The sequence below is a fragment of the Paenarthrobacter sp. A20 genome (genome assembly GCF_024168825.1).
Taxonomy (GTDB): Bacteria; Actinomycetota; Actinomycetes; order Actinomycetales; family Micrococcaceae; genus Arthrobacter.
Genome location: NZ_JALJWH010000001.1, coordinates 110,776 through 129,777, shown reverse-complemented (window position 1 = coordinate 129,777; position 19,002 = coordinate 110,776). Strand labels below are relative to the sequence as shown.

At 63.5% G+C, this 19,002-nt stretch carries 20 protein-coding genes; 6 read left to right on the top strand and 14 right to left on the bottom strand.

From position 1 onward, the window contains the following. Positions 1 to 69 precede the first annotated feature (69 nt). Complete coding sequence (gene clpB / locus J3D46_RS00625; protein WP_253464575.1) at positions 70 to 2,727, top strand: ATP-dependent chaperone ClpB; 2,658 nt, start codon at positions 70 to 72, stop codon at positions 2,725 to 2,727. A gap of 14 nt (positions 2,728 to 2,741) precedes the next feature. Here clpB and J3D46_RS00620 read toward each other — a convergent pair whose 3' ends face one another. Then, positions 2,742 to 3,587, bottom strand: a complete 846-nt coding sequence (locus tag J3D46_RS00620) for a septum formation family protein (protein ID WP_253464573.1) — start codon at positions 3,585 to 3,587, stop codon at positions 2,742 to 2,744. Between the two features lie 242 nt (positions 3,588 to 3,829). On the opposite strand from J3D46_RS00620, the gene J3D46_RS00615 reads away from it, so the two are divergent. From J3D46_RS00615 to J3D46_RS00605, 3 genes are all read left to right on the top strand, one after another. After that, complete coding sequence (locus tag J3D46_RS00615) at positions 3,830 to 4,054, top strand: DUF3073 domain-containing protein (protein ID WP_024818182.1); 225 nt, start codon at positions 3,830 to 3,832, stop codon at positions 4,052 to 4,054. A 184-nt stretch (positions 4,055 to 4,238) separates the two neighbouring features. Further along, entirely contained in the window at positions 4,239 to 5,021 is a 783-nt protein-coding gene (locus tag J3D46_RS00610; protein WP_253464571.1) for a VOC family protein, read from the top strand. Beyond that, positions 5,018 to 5,788 (top strand): VOC family protein, encoded by a 771-nt coding sequence (locus J3D46_RS00605; protein ID WP_253464569.1) that lies wholly within the window; start codon positions 5,018 to 5,020, stop codon positions 5,786 to 5,788. Before J3D46_RS00610 ends, J3D46_RS00605 begins: the two co-directional genes overlap by 4 nt. A 67-nt stretch (positions 5,789 to 5,855) precedes the next feature. Here J3D46_RS00605 and purM read toward each other — a convergent pair whose 3' ends face one another. The 7 genes from purM to J3D46_RS00570 all read right to left on the bottom strand — a co-directional run bounded on the left by purM (position 5,856) and on the right by J3D46_RS00570 (position 11,570). Further along, positions 5,856 to 7,004 (bottom strand): phosphoribosylformylglycinamidine cyclo-ligase, encoded by a 1,149-nt coding sequence (purM, locus tag J3D46_RS00600; RefSeq protein WP_231338324.1) that lies wholly within the window; start codon positions 7,002 to 7,004, stop codon positions 5,856 to 5,858. After that, on the bottom strand, positions 7,001 to 8,632 hold the full coding sequence (gene purF / locus J3D46_RS00595; RefSeq protein ID WP_231338323.1) for an amidophosphoribosyltransferase: 1,632 nt from the start codon (positions 8,630 to 8,632) through the stop codon (positions 7,001 to 7,003). The genes purM and purF overlap by 4 nt, the downstream gene beginning before the upstream one ends. A gap of 135 nt (positions 8,633 to 8,767) precedes the next feature. Further along, a complete protein-coding gene (locus tag J3D46_RS00590; protein ID WP_231338322.1) occupies positions 8,768 to 9,100 on the bottom strand; it encodes a hypothetical protein in 333 nt (110 codons plus the stop codon). An 89-nt stretch (positions 9,101 to 9,189) separates the two neighbouring features. Then, positions 9,190 to 9,531 (bottom strand): hydroxyisourate hydrolase, encoded by a 342-nt coding sequence (gene uraH / locus J3D46_RS00585; protein WP_017199951.1) that lies wholly within the window; start codon positions 9,529 to 9,531, stop codon positions 9,190 to 9,192. Continuing rightward, the gene (uraD, locus tag J3D46_RS00580) at positions 9,528 to 10,037 is read right to left on the bottom strand and encodes a 2-oxo-4-hydroxy-4-carboxy-5-ureidoimidazoline decarboxylase (protein WP_253464568.1); all 510 of its coding nucleotides are present in this window, start codon (positions 10,035 to 10,037) and stop codon (positions 9,528 to 9,530) included. The genes uraH and uraD overlap by 4 nt, the downstream gene beginning before the upstream one ends. 154 nt (positions 10,038 to 10,191) lie before the next feature. After that, entirely contained in the window at positions 10,192 to 11,022 is an 831-nt protein-coding gene (locus J3D46_RS00575) for a phosphatase PAP2 family protein (RefSeq protein ID WP_253464565.1), read from the bottom strand. 86 nt (positions 11,023 to 11,108) lie between these two features. After that, a complete protein-coding gene (locus J3D46_RS00570; protein WP_253464562.1) occupies positions 11,109 to 11,570 on the bottom strand; it encodes a helix-turn-helix domain-containing protein in 462 nt (153 codons plus the stop codon). A gap of 62 nt (positions 11,571 to 11,632) precedes the next feature. On the opposite strand from J3D46_RS00570, the gene J3D46_RS00565 reads away from it, so the two are divergent. Beyond that, on the top strand, positions 11,633 to 12,880 hold the full coding sequence (locus tag J3D46_RS00565) for an MFS transporter (protein ID WP_253464559.1): 1,248 nt from the start codon (positions 11,633 to 11,635) through the stop codon (positions 12,878 to 12,880). Between the two features lie 25 nt (positions 12,881 to 12,905). After that, complete coding sequence (locus J3D46_RS00560) at positions 12,906 to 14,000, top strand: alanine--glyoxylate aminotransferase family protein (protein ID WP_253464556.1); 1,095 nt, start codon at positions 12,906 to 12,908, stop codon at positions 13,998 to 14,000. Positions 14,001 to 14,099: 99 nt separating this feature from the next. On the opposite strand, the gene J3D46_RS00555 is transcribed toward J3D46_RS00560, so the two are convergent. The 6 genes from J3D46_RS00555 to J3D46_RS00530 all read right to left on the bottom strand — a co-directional run bounded on the left by J3D46_RS00555 (position 14,100) and on the right by J3D46_RS00530 (position 18,992). Beyond that, the gene (locus tag J3D46_RS00555) at positions 14,100 to 14,372 is read right to left on the bottom strand and encodes a hypothetical protein (protein ID WP_231338316.1); all 273 of its coding nucleotides are present in this window, start codon (positions 14,370 to 14,372) and stop codon (positions 14,100 to 14,102) included. 8 nt (positions 14,373 to 14,380) lie between these two features. Continuing rightward, positions 14,381 to 15,475, bottom strand: coding sequence for a C2 family cysteine protease (locus J3D46_RS00550; protein WP_253464554.1), 1,095 nt, complete (start codon positions 15,473 to 15,475; stop codon positions 14,381 to 14,383). Beyond that, the gene (locus tag J3D46_RS00545) at positions 15,475 to 16,020 is read right to left on the bottom strand and encodes a hypothetical protein (protein WP_253464552.1); all 546 of its coding nucleotides are present in this window, start codon (positions 16,018 to 16,020) and stop codon (positions 15,475 to 15,477) included. Before J3D46_RS00545 ends, J3D46_RS00550 begins: the two co-directional genes overlap by 1 nt. A gap of 246 nt (positions 16,021 to 16,266) precedes the next feature. Beyond that, entirely contained in the window at positions 16,267 to 16,686 is a 420-nt protein-coding gene (locus J3D46_RS00540) for an ATP-binding protein (protein WP_231338313.1), read from the bottom strand. Next, the gene (locus J3D46_RS00535; RefSeq protein ID WP_159706254.1) at positions 16,679 to 17,011 is read right to left on the bottom strand and encodes an STAS domain-containing protein; all 333 of its coding nucleotides are present in this window, start codon (positions 17,009 to 17,011) and stop codon (positions 16,679 to 16,681) included. The genes J3D46_RS00540 and J3D46_RS00535 overlap by 8 nt, the downstream gene beginning before the upstream one ends. Further along, positions 17,001 to 18,992 (bottom strand): glycosyltransferase family 2 protein, encoded by a 1,992-nt coding sequence (locus tag J3D46_RS00530; RefSeq protein ID WP_253464550.1) that lies wholly within the window; start codon positions 18,990 to 18,992, stop codon positions 17,001 to 17,003. The genes J3D46_RS00535 and J3D46_RS00530 overlap by 11 nt, the downstream gene beginning before the upstream one ends. Positions 18,993 to 19,002: the final 10 nt, after the last annotated feature.

The window sequence follows — 19,002 nt, the reverse complement described above, 5'->3', positions numbered from 1 at the left end:
AAAATCAAAGTTGAGCGTAGTAGACTCAACTTTGAAAGTATTGGTTCAACTCCAGAAAGGGAGCACTCTTTGGACGTCAAATTCACCACCAAAAGCCAGGAGGCCCTTTCTGCGGCCGCCATGAACGCCTCAACTGCCGGTAACCCGCAGCTTGAACCGGCACACCTCTTGAAGGCCCTCATGGACCAGCGTGATGGCGTGGCCGTGGCCCTGCTGCGTGCCACCGGTGCGGATCCGGACGCCGTGAGCGTGCAGGCAAGTTCGGCCATCAAAGCGCTGCCTTCTTCCTCGGGGAGTTCTGTCCAGCAGGCACAGCTCTCGCGCCAGTCCATGCAGGCCATCCAGGCCGCCCAGAACGAAGCCGACAAGCTCGGCGATTCCTTCGTGTCCACCGAGCACCTGTTGTTGGGCCTCTCGGCCGGAAGCGACGCCGTTGGCAAGTTAATGCGCGACGCCGGTGCCTCCCATGAAGCGCTGCTCGCCGCCCTGCCGGGTGTCCGGGGCGACCGGAACGTCAACTCTCCGGATCCGGAAAACACCTTCCAGGCCTTGGAGAAGTTCGGTACGGACCTCACTGCAGTGGCCCGATCCGGCAAGCTGGACCCGGTCATTGGCCGTGACAGCGAGATCCGGCGCGTGGTCCAGGTCCTGAGCCGCCGCACCAAGAACAACCCTGTGCTGATTGGCGAGCCCGGCGTCGGCAAGACCGCCGTGGTGGAAGGACTCGCCCAGCGCATGGTCGCCGGCGATGTCCCGGAGAGCCTCCGGGGCAAGACGCTCATTGCGCTGGACCTCGCCTCCATGGTGGCCGGCGCCAAGTACCGCGGCGAGTTCGAAGAACGCCTGAAGGCCGTGCTGGAGGAAATCAAGAACTCCAACGGCCAGATCGTCACGTTCATTGACGAAATCCACACGGTAGTTGGTGCGGGGGCCACGGGGGACAGCGCCATGGATGCCGGCAACATGCTCAAGCCCATGCTGGCACGTGGCGAGCTCCGCCTCATCGGTGCCACCACGCTGGACGAATACCGCGAGAACATCGAGAAGGACCCTGCCTTGGAGCGCCGGTTCCAGCAGGTCTACGTCGGTGAACCCAGCGTCGAGGACACCATCGGTATTCTTCGTGGCTTGAAGGAGCGTTACGAGGCCCACCACAAGGTGGCCATCGCTGACTCCGCCCTTGTGGCTGCGGCGACTCTATCCAACCGCTACATCTCCGGCCGCCAGCTGCCGGACAAGGCCATCGACCTCGTGGACGAGGCAGCGTCCCGGCTCCGCATGGAGATCGACTCCGCGCCGGAGGAGATCGACCAGCTCCGCCGCGCCGTCGACCGTTTGACCATGGAAGAGCTGGCCCTGCAGGGCGAGACCGATCCAGCGTCGGTGGAACGCCTGGCTGCCCTGCGCGCGGATAAAGCCGACAAGAACGAGGAACTCAGTGCCTTGAACGCGCGCTGGGAGGCTGAGAAAGCCGGCCTCAACCGCGTCGGTGACCTCAAGGCCAAGATCGACGAACTGCGTTCGGTTGCGGACAAGGCCCAGCGCGAAGGCGACCTCGAATCGGCGTCGCGGATCCTCTATGGCGAGCTGCCCGCCCTGGAACGGGAACTGAGCGCCGCCGCTGAGGAGGAATCGGCACGGAGTGATTCGAAGCCCGAGCTCATGGTGGCTGAGGACGTGACTGCCGATGACATCGCCGAGGTCATCTCCGCGTGGACGGGTATCCCTGCCGGGCGAATGCTGCAAGGCGAATCCCAGAAACTCCTCCACATGGAGGAAGAGCTGGGCAAGCGCTTGATCGGGCAGTCAAAGGCTGTCCAGGCCGTGTCCGACGCTGTGCGTCGTGCCCGTGCCGGGATCAGCGACCCCAACCGCCCCACAGGTTCGTTCCTGTTCCTGGGTCCCACCGGCGTTGGCAAGACGGAACTGGCCAAGGCCTTGGCTGACTTCCTCTTTGACGACGAACGCGCCATGATCCGGATCGACATGTCCGAGTACAGCGAGAAGCACTCGGTAGCCCGCCTGGTGGGAGCCCCTCCGGGATACGTGGGCTATGAGGAGGGCGGCCAGCTGACTGAGGCTGTTCGCCGCAGGCCGTACTCCGTGGTGTTGCTGGACGAGGTTGAGAAGGCGCACCCGGAGGTCTTCGATATCCTCCTGCAGGTCCTCGACGACGGTCGGCTCACCGACGGCCAGGGCCGGACCGTGGACTTCCGCAACACCATCCTGGTGCTGACCTCAAACTCCGGAAGCCAGTTCCTGGTTGACCCGACAATGGATGCCAGAGCCAAGCGTGAGGCTGTGATGGCTGTGGTGCAGGCATCGTTCAAGCCGGAGTTCCTGAACCGCCTGGACGAGATCGTGCTCTTCGATCCGTTGTCCGTGGAGGAACTCGCGCGAATCGTGGAGCTGCACGTGGCCGAGCTGAGCAACCGGCTCCGGGATCGTCGCCTGAGCCTTGAGGTGACCGAGGGGGCGCGGGCGTGGTTGGCCATGTCCGGATTCGACCCCGCCTACGGCGCCCGGCCGCTGCGCAGGCTGGTTCAGCGTGAGATCGGTGATCGCCTGGCCAAGGAGATCCTTGCGGGCGAGATCAGCGATGGCGACACCGTGCTGGTGGACACCGCAGCTGACCTGGACGAGCTCACCATTGACGGCCTGGAAGCACTGGCAGGTCCCGACGGCGGTATACCGGTGGGTGCCGGGCTCACAGTCCGTAGGAAATAGCGATGGTTGGTGGACTACTTCTGAAGGAGGTCTTCCTTGATGGAGTTTCCTGAGTCCACCACGATGAAGCAATCAACGCGGCGGTCGCCCCGATCCCAGCTTGTGGTGCTCGGGTAGACGTTCTGTTGAAGCAGCACGTAGTTGTCGGCTGCCGCGTTGAGATTCGCCACTGAGGCCTTGCACACCTCGCGTCCCTTGTCCCGCAGGGCATTGGTTCCCGGGAACGAATCGTCGCCCGGGTACACGTGGACTCCAATGAGTTGGGCCGAGTGTTCGGTATCGCAGGCGACGGCCCGTGCTTCGCTGGCATTGGGATCAAAGTCGGCGAAGCAGTCGCCCACCTGGAAGTCTTTGGAATTCGCATCCCGGGGGAGGGGTCCCGGGGTTGCCGTGGCGCTCGGAGTGGTGACATTGGCCTCGGGACGGGTTCCCAGCAGGTTGAGCAGCACCCAGATCACAACACCAATAAGGACCAGCACGCCCACCACGATGCCGCCGATGACCAGGCGCTGGCGCTTAACTGGATCGCCTTGGGCTTCCGGGGGCAGCTCCTGGTCCGGGTAGGGCGGCTGGCCCGGGTAGGGTGGCTGGCCCTCTTGCCCTGGATAAGCGCTGGGATAAGAGGGCGCCTGCGCTTCGGTGGGCGGTAGGGCGGGATCGGGCTGGGCCGCGGGGTCCGGCACAAAGTCAGGGTCGAGCTCGGGAGCAGGGTCCGGTTGGAGGCCCGAAGGCGGCGCCCACGGAGCTGCAGGCGGTTGCTCACCGGCTGCCAGCGGTGGAGATTCGGGCGCGGGTGGAGTCTTATCATCGTCCTTGTCGCGTGGTGAACCATCGCGTGGCGGAGTGTTGTCCTGGCTCATTTCCGGGGTGTGCCTTCCTGCTGTGACGCCGCATTGAGGCAGACTCTACCCAATTTTCGGGTCCCTGGGAGGTGTTCGGGCTTGGATTTGGCAGGAGTCGGCCCGGACGCGGGGCTGAGGTGGCGCGCAGGCACCCCTGAAAGCATGTAATCTAGACATACGACAAATTGACCAAACATTCCGGGGCCTCACCGATAGCCAAGGTGACCACCTCCGGTCCAAGTACAAAAGGGGGTCACGCCATGGGGCGCGGCCGTCAAAAGGCAAAAGCTACCAAGCAGGCTCGGGACATTAAGTACTACTCCCCGAACACTGACTATTCGGCACTTGAGCGGGAGCTCACGGGTCCGTCCAGTCGTGTAAAGAGCCACTTCCCCGAAGATCCCCCGGAGCCGGACTATTCGGCTTATGAGGACAAGTACGCGGAAGACGATGACGACGAGGTTGACACCCGCCGAATCGGATAGCTGTCGCAACCAACAGGTGCCGTAGGCACTGAGTTGCGGACCGCCATCGTACTTCAAGGTCATCGCGCATTTTCGGATGCCGTATATCTTTGAAAAAGGGACCTCAGGGCACGTCATTCATTGGCGTACCCTGAGGGCCCTTTTTTGCGTAGGCTGGAGTTTCGAGCGCATCGAAAGGAACACCATGCCGGAGGCCGACAGCTACAAGCAAGGGACACCATGTTGGGTGGACCTTTCCTCCACCGACATTGACGTTTCCAGGAAGTTCTACAGCGACCTCTTCGGATGGGAGCTGGACGCCATGGACGCCGGGAACGGCATGACCTATTACATGGCCAAGCTCAAGGGCCGATACGTCGCCGGCATGATGCAACAGCTGCCAGATGCTCCAGAAGGAATGCCTTCGTACTGGGCAAACTACCTTGCAGTTGATTCGGCTGACGAGGCCGCCCGGCGTGTGGAGGCCGCGGGCGGTGCCCTTGTGTTCCCTCCTGACTCCGTCCCCAACGGCTCAGGGCGTATGTTCTTCGCCACAGATCCCACCGGAGCCCAGATCGGGTTCTGGGAGGCCGGCAACCACCCCGGATCGGGCCTGTTCAACGAGCCCGGCACCATGGTTTGGAATGAACTCCAGACCAATGACGTCCCCAAGGCAGTGGCTTTCTATGAGGCCGTCACTGGCTGCACCAGCAACACGGCGCCTGCGGGGGACCTGCAAGAATACACGAATCTGCTGGTGGACGGGAGGGCTGTGGCGGGCGCGCTGAAGCTTCCCATCGAGGGGTTGTCGCCGTTCTGGATGACATATTTCAACGTGGTGGACATCGATGCCACGGTTGCGCAGGCAGTTGAGTTGGGCAGCCATGTCATTGCACCGGCTTTTGACGTTCCGGGGGTGGGGCGCATGGCAGTCCTCATGGACCCGGCGGGTGCAGCCTTCAGCATCATGTCTGGCCTCGCAGCATGACGTCACGGAAGCGGTACGCCAGCGGTGAGCCATGCTGGGCGGACCTGCAGACAAGGGATGTTGCTGCGGCCAAGGATTTCTATCAGCACGTGTTCGGCTGGAGCTACCAGGACCTGCCCACGCCGGATGGCCGAAGCTACGCGCAGGCCTTCGTAAAGGATCAGCTGGTGGCCGTGATCGCCCCGCAGAACCCCATGCAGGAAGCTGCCGGAACGCACGGCCAGTGGAACGTGTACATCGCGGCTACGGATACTGAAGAGATTGCTGACGACGCGGTCCATGCTGGAGGGAAGCTCCAGTTCGGCCCCGAGGCTGTCGCGGACACTGGGGTCCTGGCGTTCATCGAACCACCTGGCGGCGGAACCACTGGAATCTGGCAGGCTGGAACGCATAGAGGGAGCCACTTGTTCAACGAGCCCGGTGCGTTGGCGTGGGCTGAACTGTTGACGCCTGAGCCACAGGCCGCCGTCGGCTTTTTCCAAGAGCTCTTCGCGCACGAGGTCACTGAATATCCCCAGGACGACGGCGGCAGCTACAGCACGCTGATGGTCAACGGTGACGAGGTGGCCGGCGTCGTTCCTGCCGGCGAAGGGGACGAGCCCGGCTGGCAGATCTACTTTGCTGTCGCGGACCTGCGCAAGGCGGTGGAAGCCGCGGCAGCTGCCGGGGGAGAGGTCCTGGTGGAAGCGGAAGACCATCCCGAGACGGGCTCCCTCGCTACCATCCAGGACCCACAAGGCGGAGTCCTGAGCCTGATCCAGGTCTAGGAAGAGCAAAAGAGCGGCCGGGCAGTCGAAACTGTCCGGCCGCTCTCTTTAAGAGGCGATAAACCGCTTAGGCGTAGGCGTTCACCAAACGGACAGCGCCGCCGTCGACGCCCTTGGCGCCCTGGACGTAGTCCGGCCCGGTCTTGTCGATCGAGTCGCTGTCAGCCGACACGGTACCCATGACCCAGGACGGAAGTCCGCGGTCGTTGAGGCGGGCAACAGCGGCGTCGGCTGCTTCCGCGGAAACGATGGCCACCATGCCCACGCCGAGGTTCAGCGTGCGCTCCAGGTCGGCCAGCGGAACGTTGCCGAGCTCGGAGACCAGCTTGAAGATCGCGGGCAGTTCCCAGGTATTGCGGTCAACCGTGGCCACGAGGCCCTGCGGAAGGACACGTGCCAGGTTGGCGGCCAGGCCACCACCGGTGACGTGGCTGAAGCCATGAACCGCTGCGCCGCCGGTGACGGGGAAGGCGCGGGCGAGGTCCAGGCAGTCGGCTGCGTAAACGCGGGTGGGCTCCAGGAGCTCTTCGCCCAGCGTGCGGCCGAGCTCGGAAACCTGGCGGTCCAGTGCCCAGCCGGCGTGGTTGATGACGCGGCGGACCAAGGAGTAACCGTTGGAGTGCAGGCCGGAGGAAGCCATGCCGATGACGACATCGCCGGCACGGACGCGGTCCGGGCCGAGCAGGGCGTCGGCCTCGACGATGCCTGTGGCGGCACCTGCGACGTCGTACTCGTGCTCACCCAGAAGGCCCGGGTGCTCAGCAGTTTCGCCACCCACAAGGGCAGTACCGGCAACGGAGCAGGCAGCAGCGATACCGCGGACGATGTCTGCGATGCGCTCCGGCACGACCTTGCCGCAAGCGATGTAGTCGGTCATGTAGAGCGGCTCAGCACCCACCACAACGATGTCGTCCACCACCATGCCCACCAGGTCGAAACCGATGGTGTCGTGGATGTCCATGGCCTGCGCGATGGCAACCTTGGTGCCCACGCCATCAGTGGAGGTGGCGAGTAGCGGCTTCTTGTAGGTCAGGAGCTTCGAGACGTCGTACAGGCCAGCGAAACCGCCGACGCCGCCAATCACCGAAGAGTTGTGCGTCGCCTTGATGGCGCCCTTCATGAGTTCGACTGCGCGGTCGCCCGCTTCAACGTCGACGCCGGCAGAAGCGTAGGTGATGCCGGAGTTGTTCTCAGCGGCGGGGGTAGCGGAGCTCATACAGACTCTTTCTTGTCGGCGTCGGTCAAACGATCAGCGTCGGTAAGCAGGTTTTCGAATTCGGCGTCGGGTCCGGGATCGCAGCCCGTGGCGCCCGGCTTCTCGGCGGGGTCCTCGGAATCGTCCACTGAGTCGGACTCTGCGGCCGGTTCCAGGCCGCCAAGGTCGGTGCGCTCCAGCAGGTTCTTGCCCAGCTTGTCCGCGTGCGGGAGCTCGATGGGGTACTTGCCGGTGAAGCAGGCAGTGCAGAGACGTTCGCGCGGCTGCTGGGTAGCGCCGATCATGCCGTCTTCGGAGATGTAGGCCAGCGAGTCAGCACCGATTGCCTGGGAGATCTCCTCGATGGTGGCGCCGTTGGCGATGAGTTCCGCACGGGACGCGAAATCGATGCCGTAGAAGCAGGGCCACTGAACCGGGGGAGAGGAGATCTTCACGTGCACCGCAGCGGCACCGGCTTCGCGGAGCATTCGCACGATGGCGCGCTGCGTGTTGCCACGGACGATCGAGTCATCCACCACAACGATGCGCTTGCCGCGGATGACGGATTCCAAGGCGTTGAGCTTGAGCCGGATACCCAGCTGGCGCAGGGTCTGCGACGGCTGGATGAAGGTACGGCCCACGTAGGCGTTCTTGACGAAGCCGTGTGCGAACGGGATACCCGACTGTTCGGCGTAACCAACAGCCGCTGGGGTACCGGACTCGGGAACGGGAATGACCAGGTCTGCCTCATGCGTGTTTTCGCGGGCCAACTGGCGGCCCATCTCAACGCGGGCCTCGTACACGGAGCGGCCGGCAATGGCAGCGTCCGGGCGGGCGAGGTAAACGTATTCGAAGACACAGCCAGCCGGTGTTGCCTCGGCGAAGCGCTGCGAACGGACGCCGTCCTCGTCGATGGCGATGAACTCGCCGGGCTCGATTTCGCGGATGAAGCTCGCACCAACGGTGGCCAGGCCGGCTTGCTCGGACGCTACCACCCAACCGCGGTCCAGGCGGCCAAGGCACAACGGACGGATGCCGTAGGTGTCGCGGGCTGCGTAGAGGGTTCCCTCATCCATGAAGACGAAGCAGAAGCCACCCTTGATCTTGGGCAGCAGCTCCAGTGCGGTCTGCTCCAGGGTCTTGCCCTCTTCGCCCTCAAGGAGTGCGGTCACCAATGCGGTGTCAGAGGTGTTGCCCTGCTTCATTTCACCGGTCAGCTGGCCATCGTTGCGCTCAAGGATCATTTCCCGGAGCTCAGCGGTGTTGGTCAGGTTGCCGTTGTGGGCCAAGGCAACCGTGCCGGTTGCTGTCGCACCCAGGGTTGGCTGCGCGTTGGCCCAGTGGCTTGCACCGGTGGTGGAATACCGGCAGTGGCCAACGGCCAGGTGCCCGGTAAGGGTATTCAGGGTTGTCTCATCGAAGACTTGGGACACAAGGCCCATGTCCTTATAGACATTGATGCGCTTGCCGTCACTGGTAGCAATACCAGCCGATTCTTGTCCGCGGTGCTGCAGCGCATACAGCCCGTAATAGGTGAGTTTTGCTACTTCTTCACCGGGAGCCCAAACCCCGAAGACGCCACAAGCGTCCTGGGGGCCTTTTTCGCCGGGGAGAAGATCATGAGAAAGTTTTCCGTCGCCACGTGCCACTGGTCGATTGTCTCATGTTGTGGCCGTGGTAAGTTCCCTCGCGGCCTATGTGACCCCGGTATTGGGCGTGTTCCTGCAAAAATGCGGCGTGTATCACACTGGCCCCCCTCAAAAGAGGTGGGCCGGGCGCCCGGCTTAGCGGACGTCGTCGTGCTCTGGCCCCTCGTCCGGAACCGAATCCGGCACGGCTTCCACCACGGCCCGCTGCGAGCGTTTGATGCTGATGCGGTCGAGGACCAGGGCGAGGATCGAGAAGAGGATCACGCCGCCGCCGGCGCAGACGATCAGGAAGAAACCGAAGACTGTGCCGGCGTCGAAGGCGGGGTCGGCCTGGCGGCCGTACGCAATGATCGCGGCCACGATTGCGCCCACCACCGCGCCCAGAATCATGAAGGGTACGAACTTGGGTGCCCTGCGAACCGTGATTTCGCGGCGGGCGGAGTTGGGGGTGGTGTCCTCTGAAGCCATGCGTTAAAGCCTACCGTTCCCCGCCCAAGTGACAGTTAATGCCAATGTCCTTCAAGAACATTGGCATTAACTGTCAGGTCGGCGTTGAGTTAGCTGCCGCGGTACGTCGAGAACGCGAACGGGCTGAGCAGCAGCGGCACGTGGTAGTGCTCCCCGGCATCGGAAACTGTGAAGTTCAGGTCCACTTCCGGGAAGAAGGTCTCTGTGCCGAGGCCCTCGTAGTAGGCGCCGGTAGCGAAATTGAGACGGTAGGCGCCGCCGGGAATCCGCTCCGGGCCGAGCGTCTTGATGCGACCGTCGGCGTCGGTTTCGCCCTTCGCCACAAGGGTCCAGTCGTCACCTTCGCGGACGTAGAGTACGACGGCGACACCCGCCGCCGGGCGGCCGGAACCTGTGTCCAGGATGTGTGTGGTTACTTGTGAAACGCTCATGCGTTGACTCCTTCGCTGATCAATCCGGAGAGGCGCAACAGTGCGATCTCCCGCAATTGGCCAGCCACGATCGTGTCTTCTTCTTCGGGTGTGTGGGTGATGCGTTCCTGGAGGGCGCTGAGCATTTCCTGCGCGCTGCGGCCTGCGGCGCGGATCAGGAATACCCTGCCGAACTTCTCCTCGTAGGCCAGGTTTCCCTCAGCCAGGGCGGCCGTGGTCTGGTTGTCTCCCGGGTCCACTCCAGCCTGTTCCGACCGCGACATCGCGGCCTCGGTGGTTTGGGCCTTGGGGCGTTCGCCGATCCGGGGATGGTGCGCCATGGCAGACTCCACCTCCGCGGGAGTGAACGGATCGGCGGCGCGCTGGGCCTGGCCCAGCAATTCGTCGACGTTGGTGAAGGGCCGCGCGTCTACGACGGCCTCTACCCAGCGGCTGATATCCAGGCAGGGGGTCAGGATCCTGATGGCCTCGTCCCGGTCAACACTGTTGAATTCTGCAAGCTCCATGCTTGTGACATCCTCGTGCAAATGCTGGCATCCATGGTGTGGGCTATGCGGAACTCCTGCTCTTGCAAGAGGAAGCCTTTGCTTCAAGCTTCCGCATCATGGAACTGTTATTTCAGCATACGTAATTCAGTTAAGCCGAGTCATTGCCCCGGTGTCAAGAGACTACCGCGCTCCGACGCCTCGTTCGCGAGGTGAGGTACAGGCGGTGCGCGGTGATGACCAGCGCCAACCAGGCGACGCCGATGGCCCACGCCGCCAACACGTCAGTCAGCCAATGGTGGCCGAGGTAGACGCGGCTCAGGCCCATGGTGAAAGCGAAGACCCCTGCCACCAGCACGGTAATGATCCGTGCCCGCATGGTCTTGAGCCGCAGGATGATCAGGTAGGCCACGATGCCGGCGATCACTATGGAGTTCAGGGAATGGCCGCTGGGAAACGACGCGGAATGCTCGTAGGGAGGAATGGCGTCCGCAAGGTCCGGACGTGAACGGCCGAAGATCGGCTTACCCAGGATGGTGATGAGCAGTGAACCCAGCCCGGCGGCAAGCATCAGGATGACAGGTGTCCATGACCGCCGTTTGGCGGCAAGGAAAATCATGATGCCGACGGCAATGATGGGCATGCCCACGGTGCCGCCAATATTCGTGTAGGCGGTGACCGCAACATCCAATGCCGGGGAGCGGACGCTTTTCGCAGCGGCCAGGACGGGATCGTCCAAGCCCGCTACGCCGTCGGCTTCCGTCACGGACTCGTAGACTTCGCCGAAGACCAAAGCCAGGGAGAGTGCTGCGGCAAGCCCGACGACGAGGGTGATGATCAGCGCTGCGTATGGGCCAAGGAGTTTGGTCACCCATTCCGCGCCCCGCGCCATTGTTCGGCCAACCGGTGATTTCCAGTGGGTCAGATCCTGCCCGGCAACGAATCTGTCCTGGCTTACTTCGCCACGGACGCCTTGCTCCGGCGCCTCTTTTCCTTCAGTCGTCACTCTTGTCCCCTATCCGTGGCGGCCTCCGCGTTGGTGAGTAACCTTAGCAGTTTGGGCTTGGGTGATCCTGAAGAGGCGCTGTTCCTTCAGGGGAGGGGCTGGCCCACTTTGACCAGCAGGGTGTCCTCCGGGTCGAGTTCCTTGCCATCAGTGGCGAAGGGTTGAAGCTGTGCAAGCGGCTGTCCCGTTGCCTTGGTGACCAGGATGGAGTGCTTTTCGTCGGTGGCGAAGGCGTTGCGCTCGCCCCACTGCCGGAGGCTGAGGATCAGGGTGAAGAGGTCGCGTCCGGCGCCCGTGAGTTCGTACTCGCTGCGGGTGCCGCGGTCATTGGGAATCCGGGTCAGGACACCCCTTTCCACCAGTAGTCGCAGCCGGTCCGACAGGATGTTCTTGGCTACGCCCAGGGACTTCTCAAATTCCGAGAAGCGACGTTTTCCGTCCAACGAATCCCTGATGATCAGCAGCGTCCATTTGTCTCCGACAAGATCGGCCGCCCTCGCGACGGGGCATTCGGGATCTGTCCAGTCCATCTCGGTTGGTTGCAACATGAAACCATTCTGTCATAGGCTGATTTGGTTGCATATTGAAACCAAGCAGAGGAAACCGTGCCATGGGCATTACCGAGCTGACAAGATCCGGACAGGGAGTACGCCGACGCCTCCTGCTGTTGCTCGCCGTCGTGGCGGGTTTCATGGTCTCGAACCTCTATTACGGGCAGCCACTCCTCGACCGGATCGGGACTGACCTGGGAATCCCTGTGGCGGGCGTCGGTTCGGTGGTGGCATCAGCGCAGGCCGGGTATCTCCTGGGGCTGGTTCTTTTGGTGCCATTGGGAGACGTGGTTGACCGTCGCGCACTGATCGCCCTCCAAGTTGGTGCTACGGCCGTGGGAGCGTCCGTCGTGAGCTTCGCGTCATCGCAGGCGGCTCTGCTCATGGGCTTCGTGCTCCTGGGTGTGGCCTCGTCCGTCGTGCAGACCATCGTGGCGTACACCGCCGCATCCAGTACCCCGGCGGAAAGGGGTCGAAGCATCGGTACCGTTACGGCCGGCGTCGTCAGCGGCATCATCCTTGCGCGGACCGTGGCCGGTGGGATGACGGAGCTGTGGGGGTGGCGCTCTGTTTACGTGCTCGCAGCGGCGGCCGGTGCCGTCCTCGCCGTCGCAGTTTTTCGGGCCCTGCCGTCAGACCGCCAGGTCCGGGGGGAGGTTCGTTACTGGCGGACCGTTGGGTCTGTGGTGGTCCTGACCCGGAGCAATCCCGTGTTCCGCACGCGGGCGCTCATCACCATGCTGCTTTTCGGGTCTTTCGGTGTGCTGTGGAGCGGTATGTCCCTAGTGCTGAGTGGGCCGGCTTGGAACCTTCCGCCAAGCCTGATTGGCTTCTTCGGGCTGGCTGGCCTGGTGGGGATACTGGCCGCGTCCAAGGCGGGAGCGGCGGCAGACAGGGGATGGGGCGAACGGGTCACAGGCCTCAGCCTTGCCTTGCTGCTGGGCTCGTGGTTCGCGTTGTCCTTAGGGGATTGGTCATTGCTCTGGCTCATCGCAGGCATCATCATGCTGGACGCAGCTGTACAGGCTGTCCACGTCAGCAGCCAAACACTGATCGTGGCGGGAGCCGAGGAGTCGGCCAGCAGCATCATTGGCAGCTACATGGTGTTCTATTCCGTGGGAAGTGCTGCAGGTGCCGCTACGGTCGCGCCTGTGTACGACGTATGGGGCTGGACCGGGGCCAGTGCTCTGGGGGCATTTTTCGCACTCGGCGCGTTGGCCATCTGGGGGACGGACCGGCTCCGACGCCCCAAGAAGCCTGCTGGAGCACGCTTGGCTCGCACCGCACAGCATGCTGGGGCAGAATGACCTCAACCAGCTAAGGAGTTCGCACATGCCAGAGATTCTGACGTCCAGGTTCCTGTTCGGTCCCGGCCCCAGCAATTGCTACCCCGAGGCCATGGCCGCCCTCGCCTACCCCGTGCTGGGGCATCTTGATCCTGTGTTCATCGAACGCCTTGATCACACGTGCGAAGGACTCCGGACCGTCTGGGGTACCTCCAACGCGCGAACACTCCCGCTGAGTGCCACCGGTTCCGGCGGGATGGAAGCGGCTTTCGTGAACACCGTGTCCGACGGCGACGTGGCAGTCATTGCTGTCAATGGACTCTTTGGAGCCCGGATGTGTGAGGTGGCCAGGAGGTGCGGGGCGACTGTCGTTCGCGTCGACCACGAGTGGGGCCAGCCCGTCGACGCCGACCGGGTTCTGTCCGCGCACCCCCATCCCAAGGTCATCGCGGCGGTCCACGCTGAGACCTCCGTAGGCGTCATCTCCGACATCGCTGCCCTTGGCGCCGGCAAGGGCGATGCCCTCCTTATCACCGATGCCGTCACATCCATCGGTGGACTCGAGCTGTTGGCGGACGACTGGGGGATCGACGTCGGGTATGCCGGAACGCAGAAGTGCCTGGGTGTCCCGCCGGGATTATCGCCGTTCACGGTGTCAGACCGGGCGTTCGAGCGCCGCGTGAGGGATCCCCGGTCCTGGTATCTCGATATCGGCCTGCTCGGCGGGTACGTTGGCGCGGCCAGCGGCGCCCGGACCTACCACCACACCGCGCCCGTCACCATGATCGCCGGCCTCGAAGCAGCCCTCGACCGTATTCTCGCCGAGGGCCTGGACGTTGTGCAGGCCCGGCACCGGGCAGCGGGCACGTCCTTGCAAGATGGCCTGCAGGAGATGGGCCTGGAACTCTTAGCTGCCGAAGGCGCCCGGTTGCCGAGCCTCACCACGGTGAGAGTGCCCGACGGCGTCAACTCGGCCGCCGTCCGGGCTTACCTTCTGGAGAACTTCAGTATGGAGATTGGCTCGGGCGTAGGGGAGTTCGCGGACACCGTGTGGCGTATCGGCATGATGGGCCCGAACGCCAACAGTGCCTCGGTCACCCTGGTGCTGGGCGCGCTGAAAGAGGCCATCGCGAAGGCCTAACCCCTGGACGCCCTCTCACCTAACGTCGGGTTTTTGGTGTCGCTCTCTCACCTAACGTCGGGTTTTTGGTGTCGCTCTCTCACCGTTCCGCGCCGACCGTCAATCGGTGACGTGACCGGCGTCGTACGTCAACGTCGCGGAGGCGGCGGTACTGCCGTCCGCGGGCTGGATCGAAGTGATGGTCAGCAAACCCGCGCCAGGCAGCGTGACCGACTGGCCTTCGCGGAAGGCCTGCTTCCGCTGCTGCTCTGAGGTCCGGATCCAGAACTGGATTGCGGGGGCGCCGTCGGCGATGCCGATTTTGACCACGCCCACTTTGACGCCATCGAAGGTGGGCTGCATCCCTTGCTTCACTGTTACGAGCTGTTCCACGGCCATCCTTACTTCACGTCCACGGAGTACACGGAGTCGAAGTTTTCCTTGTACTCATCTTCGGTCAGTTCCAGCGTGCCGGACTTGTGGTCGTCGTCGTCTTCCAAGTAGCCGCCCGACGGTCCCCACGGGTTGGCCAGCACCACAACGCGCTCGCCGTCGTCGTTGGTTTTCACGTCCACGACCACGTACGCATGGTTGGGGACAACGTCAGTGCGGTTGACTTCGTCAGACTCCCACACCCAGTCGAAGTCGTCGTCCTTGACGTCTTCGGTGCCCACGGAAATGGCTTGGCCGTCGGAGAGTTTGTCCTCGATGTCATCAAAGTTCAGCTCGCCGTCCTTATCGGCAGACTGGCCGGTCATCAGTTCCATGGCCTCGTTGCTGAACCCGCCGTCGATGTCGTCATAGGACCCACCGCGGTGCTCAGCTGCCGCTCGCTCGTAGATGGACAGCCAGTTGGGTTCGCCGTCGGCGCCGCGGACGCCGCCTTCAGTGGACTTGGCCTCCACTGTGACTTCCACGGGTTCGCCGTCTTCGTAGAGCGTGACCACCCAATGCGTCGGTGGGTCGCCGACGGGACGCATGTGCTCCTCAAGGAACTCGTCCAGCTTGCCTTCGCGCTCCAGCACCTGGGCCACCGAGCCGATTCCGGCCAGCAGCCAGCAGTCGCCGATCTGTCCTTGGTTGATGTCGCTGGGGTCGCCAGCGTTGGGATCGTCGCGAACATCGCCGGGAACATCGACGTCGGGAGCGTCCGGGTCCAGGGGGCCAGGGTCGCCGGGCGGGTTCGAATCTCCTCGTCCCGAAAGATCGGAGCCCGAGGACCCCGACGCTCCCGAACTGGACTTGTCCTGCTCGTCAGCGTTGCGGGTCAGTTCCTTGGCCTGATTCTGCAGCTCGCTGGAGATCTTCTTCAGCATGGGCCGGTGTTCGGAGTCCCAAGAGGCCCGGAATATCGCGGCGTCCCGGCCATCCCACCGCGCATTGCTGATGAGGTGACCCAGCTCCGTAGACAGCGACGTCATTCGCTCCGAGTGCCGGGACATCGTCTTGGCGAGTGCACGCAACTGTTCAATGTCAGCACCGTAAAATCCCGGCATTACTTGGCCCCCTGAGATAGCTCGTCGGTGTCGCAGCTCTCGGACTGCACTGGGACTGTCATCCGCAGGTACGCCGGGCTCTTTGATTCGATGGTGACCGTGGCGCCTACGCCATCAGTACTGCGCGTGACCACCCAGCCGCCCGGGACTGGGTCCGTGCCGTCGAAGGCAGGGAATCCGTGCTGCTTGAGGACGGGGTCGGCAGCGGCGAAGACCTCTTCAAAGTTCTTGGACGGCTCAACGATGTCCGCGCTGCTTTTCATGGTTTGTGGATGGAAGACGCACTTACCATCTTTGCTTTGGGTCACCGAGGCAGGATCGTCCGCAGCCCAAGTGATGTCGGGCATTTGTTTTTCCAAGGCCGCAATCAGCTCGGCACGCAGGGAGTCGTACTTGGCGGTGCTCTCGGCCAGTGGAGCCGGGCTGGCGGTGACTGCTGGCGCGCTGCTGGGTTCGCGGGTGGGTCCGTCGGGGGTACTGCTGCATCCTGCAGCAAGAGTCACCACCGTCAGGGCAGCGGCCAGCGCCCAAAGTTTACGGTGCATGCGGCGGTTCATATCGTCCCCAGGTTCAGTTAATGTCCGACGGCGGATCTCACCGAATGCTTTCACGGTTGCGTTGCGCTTAGCGATGGGTAGAACAACCCGTGAAGGTGAGAGCGGATCGGTCGGATGGGCGTCAGGGGTGAGAGCGGATCGGTCGGATGGGCGTCAGGGGTGAGAGCGGATCGGTCGGATGGGCGTCAGGGGTGAGAGAGGATCGGTCGGAAGGGCGTCAGGGGTGAGAGAGGATCAGGTGTCGCGGGTGAGGATCCAGGTGTTGGTGCCGTCCTGGCGCTCGAAGGTCACCGTGGTCACCAGCGCCTCGATGAGTGCCAACCCGCGGCCGGATTCGGCGTCGGAGTCGGGCATCGAAGCCTGCATGTCACCGGCGAACGGCTCCCGGGCGTTGTACGCGCTGACCTGTGCCACCAACCGGGTGGGGCGGACGCTGATGTCCACGTCGATCTCCACGGGCTTCTCTGCCACTGGGAGGGCATGCTGGACGATGTTCGCCGCTGCCTCGATCACCGCGGTTGCGAACGTCATCCGGTCCATGTCCGGCACAAAGGCAGCGTCGTCCCACAGGGCGTCCAGCTCATTGTGGATGGCCTCGATCGCTTCCTCATTCGATGGCCCGTGGAAACCCCGGCGTGCAATCACCTCAGTCATCTCCGAACGCCTCCTCGGCCGACGGATACGCCGTGAGCACCCGATCCATGTTGGTCAGTTCCAGCACCATCTTGACCTGTGGCTGAACACCGGAGATGCGGAGGTCGCCGCCTGCCTGCCGGGTTGCTTTGAGGCAACCGATGAGCGCTCCGAGGCCTGAGGAGTCCATGAAGTCGGTTTCGGCCAGGTTGACCACAACCCGGCTGGACCCGCCGGCCACAACTTCGTTCACTACTTCGCGGAGCTTGGGTGCCGCCACCATGTTCAAGCGTCCTACGCTCTTCACTTCCGCGTAGGAGTCCTTGACCTCATAGCTAAACTGCATCTGCATTCCTCTCTTCGGGGCGCTCCGGCCCAACATCCTCAGGGCCAGCACCTTCAGGTACGAATCCCTTGTACAAAACTGCCTTGACCAGCACGCTCAGGACCACCAGGTCGAAGGCCACCCAGGCAACGTTCACCAGCGTGCCGAGAGGCTCCGAAAGACCAGTCAAAAGCCGGGCGATCCCCACAACCAGCGCAATAGCCAACAACACTGCCACGATGATCTGCGGCCGGATCAGGCTCCAGCTCGGGCCGCCGCTCTGCCTGGCCTTGGGGGTGACGGCGAACCCGAGGGGACGTCCGAACCAAACGTTCCGCGCCGCCGTCGTACATGCCTTGATCCAGGTGGGGAACAGCGCAAGGCTGTACTGCTGTCCGCGCCAGGTGGGGATACCGTGCCCGGCCACCACAAACAGCAGTTGGTTCACCACCATGAACGGGATGAAGCGGATGAAGAAGTCCCAACTGAGGCTGCTCACCGGCAGGATACCGAGCGTCAGGTAAATGATGGGAGCCGCGAAGTACACCACGGCCGCGAAGCCGCTCAGGTAGCTCCACATGGTGGAGAAGTACATGAGCCGCTGGCCCCAGGAGAGCCGAGGCTGGACCAGTGGATTTTCGCGAAGGAGGACCTGCATGGTGCCCTGGGCCCAGCGGAGGCGCTGGGTGAGCATGGTTTTGAGGTCTTCGGGTGCCAAGCCGTTGGCGAGGATTTCGTGGTGGTAGACGCTCTTCCAGCCGAGGGAGTGAATACGCATGGCCGTGGCCATGTCCTCGGTGACCGAGATGGTGGCCAGGGGCATGATCGGTTGGGCTTCGTCGGTGCGTTCCACGGAGATGGCGTCCAGGACAGCGTGGACCGACTCGAGCGCACCCAGGGGGGACCAATCGCGTCCGGACATACGGTCGACGGCGTCACTCGCCACCGTGGTCACGCCGGACTCACCGACGTGGGCGAGTTCCATCGCAGCGATCTCTTCGAGGTCGGCCTGCAGCGCGGAGAAATCGGCGGCCACCAGGGTGCGGACGGCTTCGTCCACTTTGCGGCGCACCCGGTACGTGATCTCGCTGAGGGATGCGCCGGCATCCAGTTCGGTCTGGGCGGTTTCCGTGGCCGCTTCAACCTGGTTCAGCATCTGCTCCACCAGCGGGTTGCGGGCCTCTTCCGAGCGCCGTGCCTTCTTGATGGCCGAGCGGGACGCAGCCAGCGCGCGGCGGACGCTCTTCTCCGTGGCTTTGACGTAGCCCACCAGGCCCAACTGCATGAGGGCTTCCCGGCGCAGGATCGCGTTGGAGCCGCAGAAGAACGCTGCGTTCCAGCCGTCCTTCCCTTGCTGGATGGGGCCGTAGAACAGGGGTGCCTGGCTGCCCAGGGGATCGTCGGCGGGGACGTTGATGAAGTACTGCGGAGTCTGGACCAGCGCCACACGGTCGTCGTTGAAGTAGCCCAGCGTCTTGTCCAGGATGTCCGGCTCGGGGATCTGATCGGCGTCGAGAATCAACAGGTACTCGCCCGCGGTCACCATCAGGGCGTTGTTCAGGTTGCCTGCTTTGGCGTGCCGCGGCATGTCCGGCGTCCAATCAGCGCCGCGGGTGACGTAGCCAATCCCGTTCGACTCGGCGAGTTGGCGCATCTCGGGCCGATCGCCGTCGTCGAGTATCCAGGTGCTGTGCGGCCAGCGGATGTCCTTGGCCGCCAGGGCCGTGGTCATGACCAGGTCCAAGGGCTCGTTATAGGTGGTGATGAAGACGTCCACAGTGGCCGTCTCCGGGGGCGCGGGCGGCGGCTTCCGGATTTTGAGGTTCCACACCGTCAGCCCGAACAGCATCACGTCGATGAGGCTGTACGTTTCAGCGATCACCAACGGAACCGCGATCCACCACGCATCCCAGTTCAGGGACGCCATCCAACGCCACGCCACATAGTTGACGCCCAGAATGACTGTCAGGAGAACCAGCAGCCGGGTCCAGAAACGTGTCACAATCCCCCTC

What these genes read in the sequence shown, in the direction of transcription:
- J3D46_RS00620 (WP_253464573.1), bottom strand. Translation starts at nt 3,587, where the DNA reads ATGAGCCAGGACAACACTCCGCCACGCGATGGTTCACCACGCGACAAG.
- J3D46_RS00615 (WP_024818182.1), top strand. Translation starts at nt 3,830, where the DNA reads ATGGGGCGCGGCCGTCAAAAGGCAAAAGCTACCAAGCAGGCTCGGGAC.
- J3D46_RS00610 (WP_253464571.1), top strand. Translation starts at nt 4,239, where the DNA reads ATGCCGGAGGCCGACAGCTACAAGCAAGGGACACCATGTTGGGTGGAC.
- J3D46_RS00605 (WP_253464569.1), top strand. Translation starts at nt 5,018, where the DNA reads ATGACGTCACGGAAGCGGTACGCCAGCGGTGAGCCATGCTGGGCGGAC.
- purM (WP_231338324.1), bottom strand. Translation starts at nt 7,004, where the DNA reads ATGAGCTCCGCTACCCCCGCCGCTGAGAACAACTCCGGCATCACCTAC.
- J3D46_RS00590 (WP_231338322.1), bottom strand. Translation starts at nt 9,100, where the DNA reads ATGGCTTCAGAGGACACCACCCCCAACTCCGCCCGCCGCGAAATCACG.
- uraH (WP_017199951.1), bottom strand. Translation starts at nt 9,531, where the DNA reads ATGAGCGTTTCACAAGTAACCACACACATCCTGGACACAGGTTCCGGC.
- uraD (WP_253464568.1), bottom strand. Translation starts at nt 10,037, where the DNA reads ATGGAGCTTGCAGAATTCAACAGTGTTGACCGGGACGAGGCCATCAGG.
- J3D46_RS00570 (WP_253464562.1), bottom strand. Translation starts at nt 11,570, where the DNA reads ATGTTGCAACCAACCGAGATGGACTGGACAGATCCCGAATGCCCCGTC.
- J3D46_RS00565 (WP_253464559.1), top strand. Translation starts at nt 11,633, where the DNA reads ATGGGCATTACCGAGCTGACAAGATCCGGACAGGGAGTACGCCGACGC.
- J3D46_RS00560 (WP_253464556.1), top strand. Translation starts at nt 12,906, where the DNA reads ATGCCAGAGATTCTGACGTCCAGGTTCCTGTTCGGTCCCGGCCCCAGC.
- J3D46_RS00550 (WP_253464554.1), bottom strand. Translation starts at nt 15,475, where the DNA reads ATGCCGGGATTTTACGGTGCTGACATTGAACAGTTGCGTGCACTCGCC.
- J3D46_RS00545 (WP_253464552.1), bottom strand. Translation starts at nt 16,020, where the DNA reads ATGCACCGTAAACTTTGGGCGCTGGCCGCTGCCCTGACGGTGGTGACT.
- J3D46_RS00540 (WP_231338313.1), bottom strand. Translation starts at nt 16,686, where the DNA reads ATGACTGAGGTGATTGCACGCCGGGGTTTCCACGGGCCATCGAATGAG.
- J3D46_RS00535 (WP_159706254.1), bottom strand. Translation starts at nt 17,011, where the DNA reads ATGCAGTTTAGCTATGAGGTCAAGGACTCCTACGCGGAAGTGAAGAGC.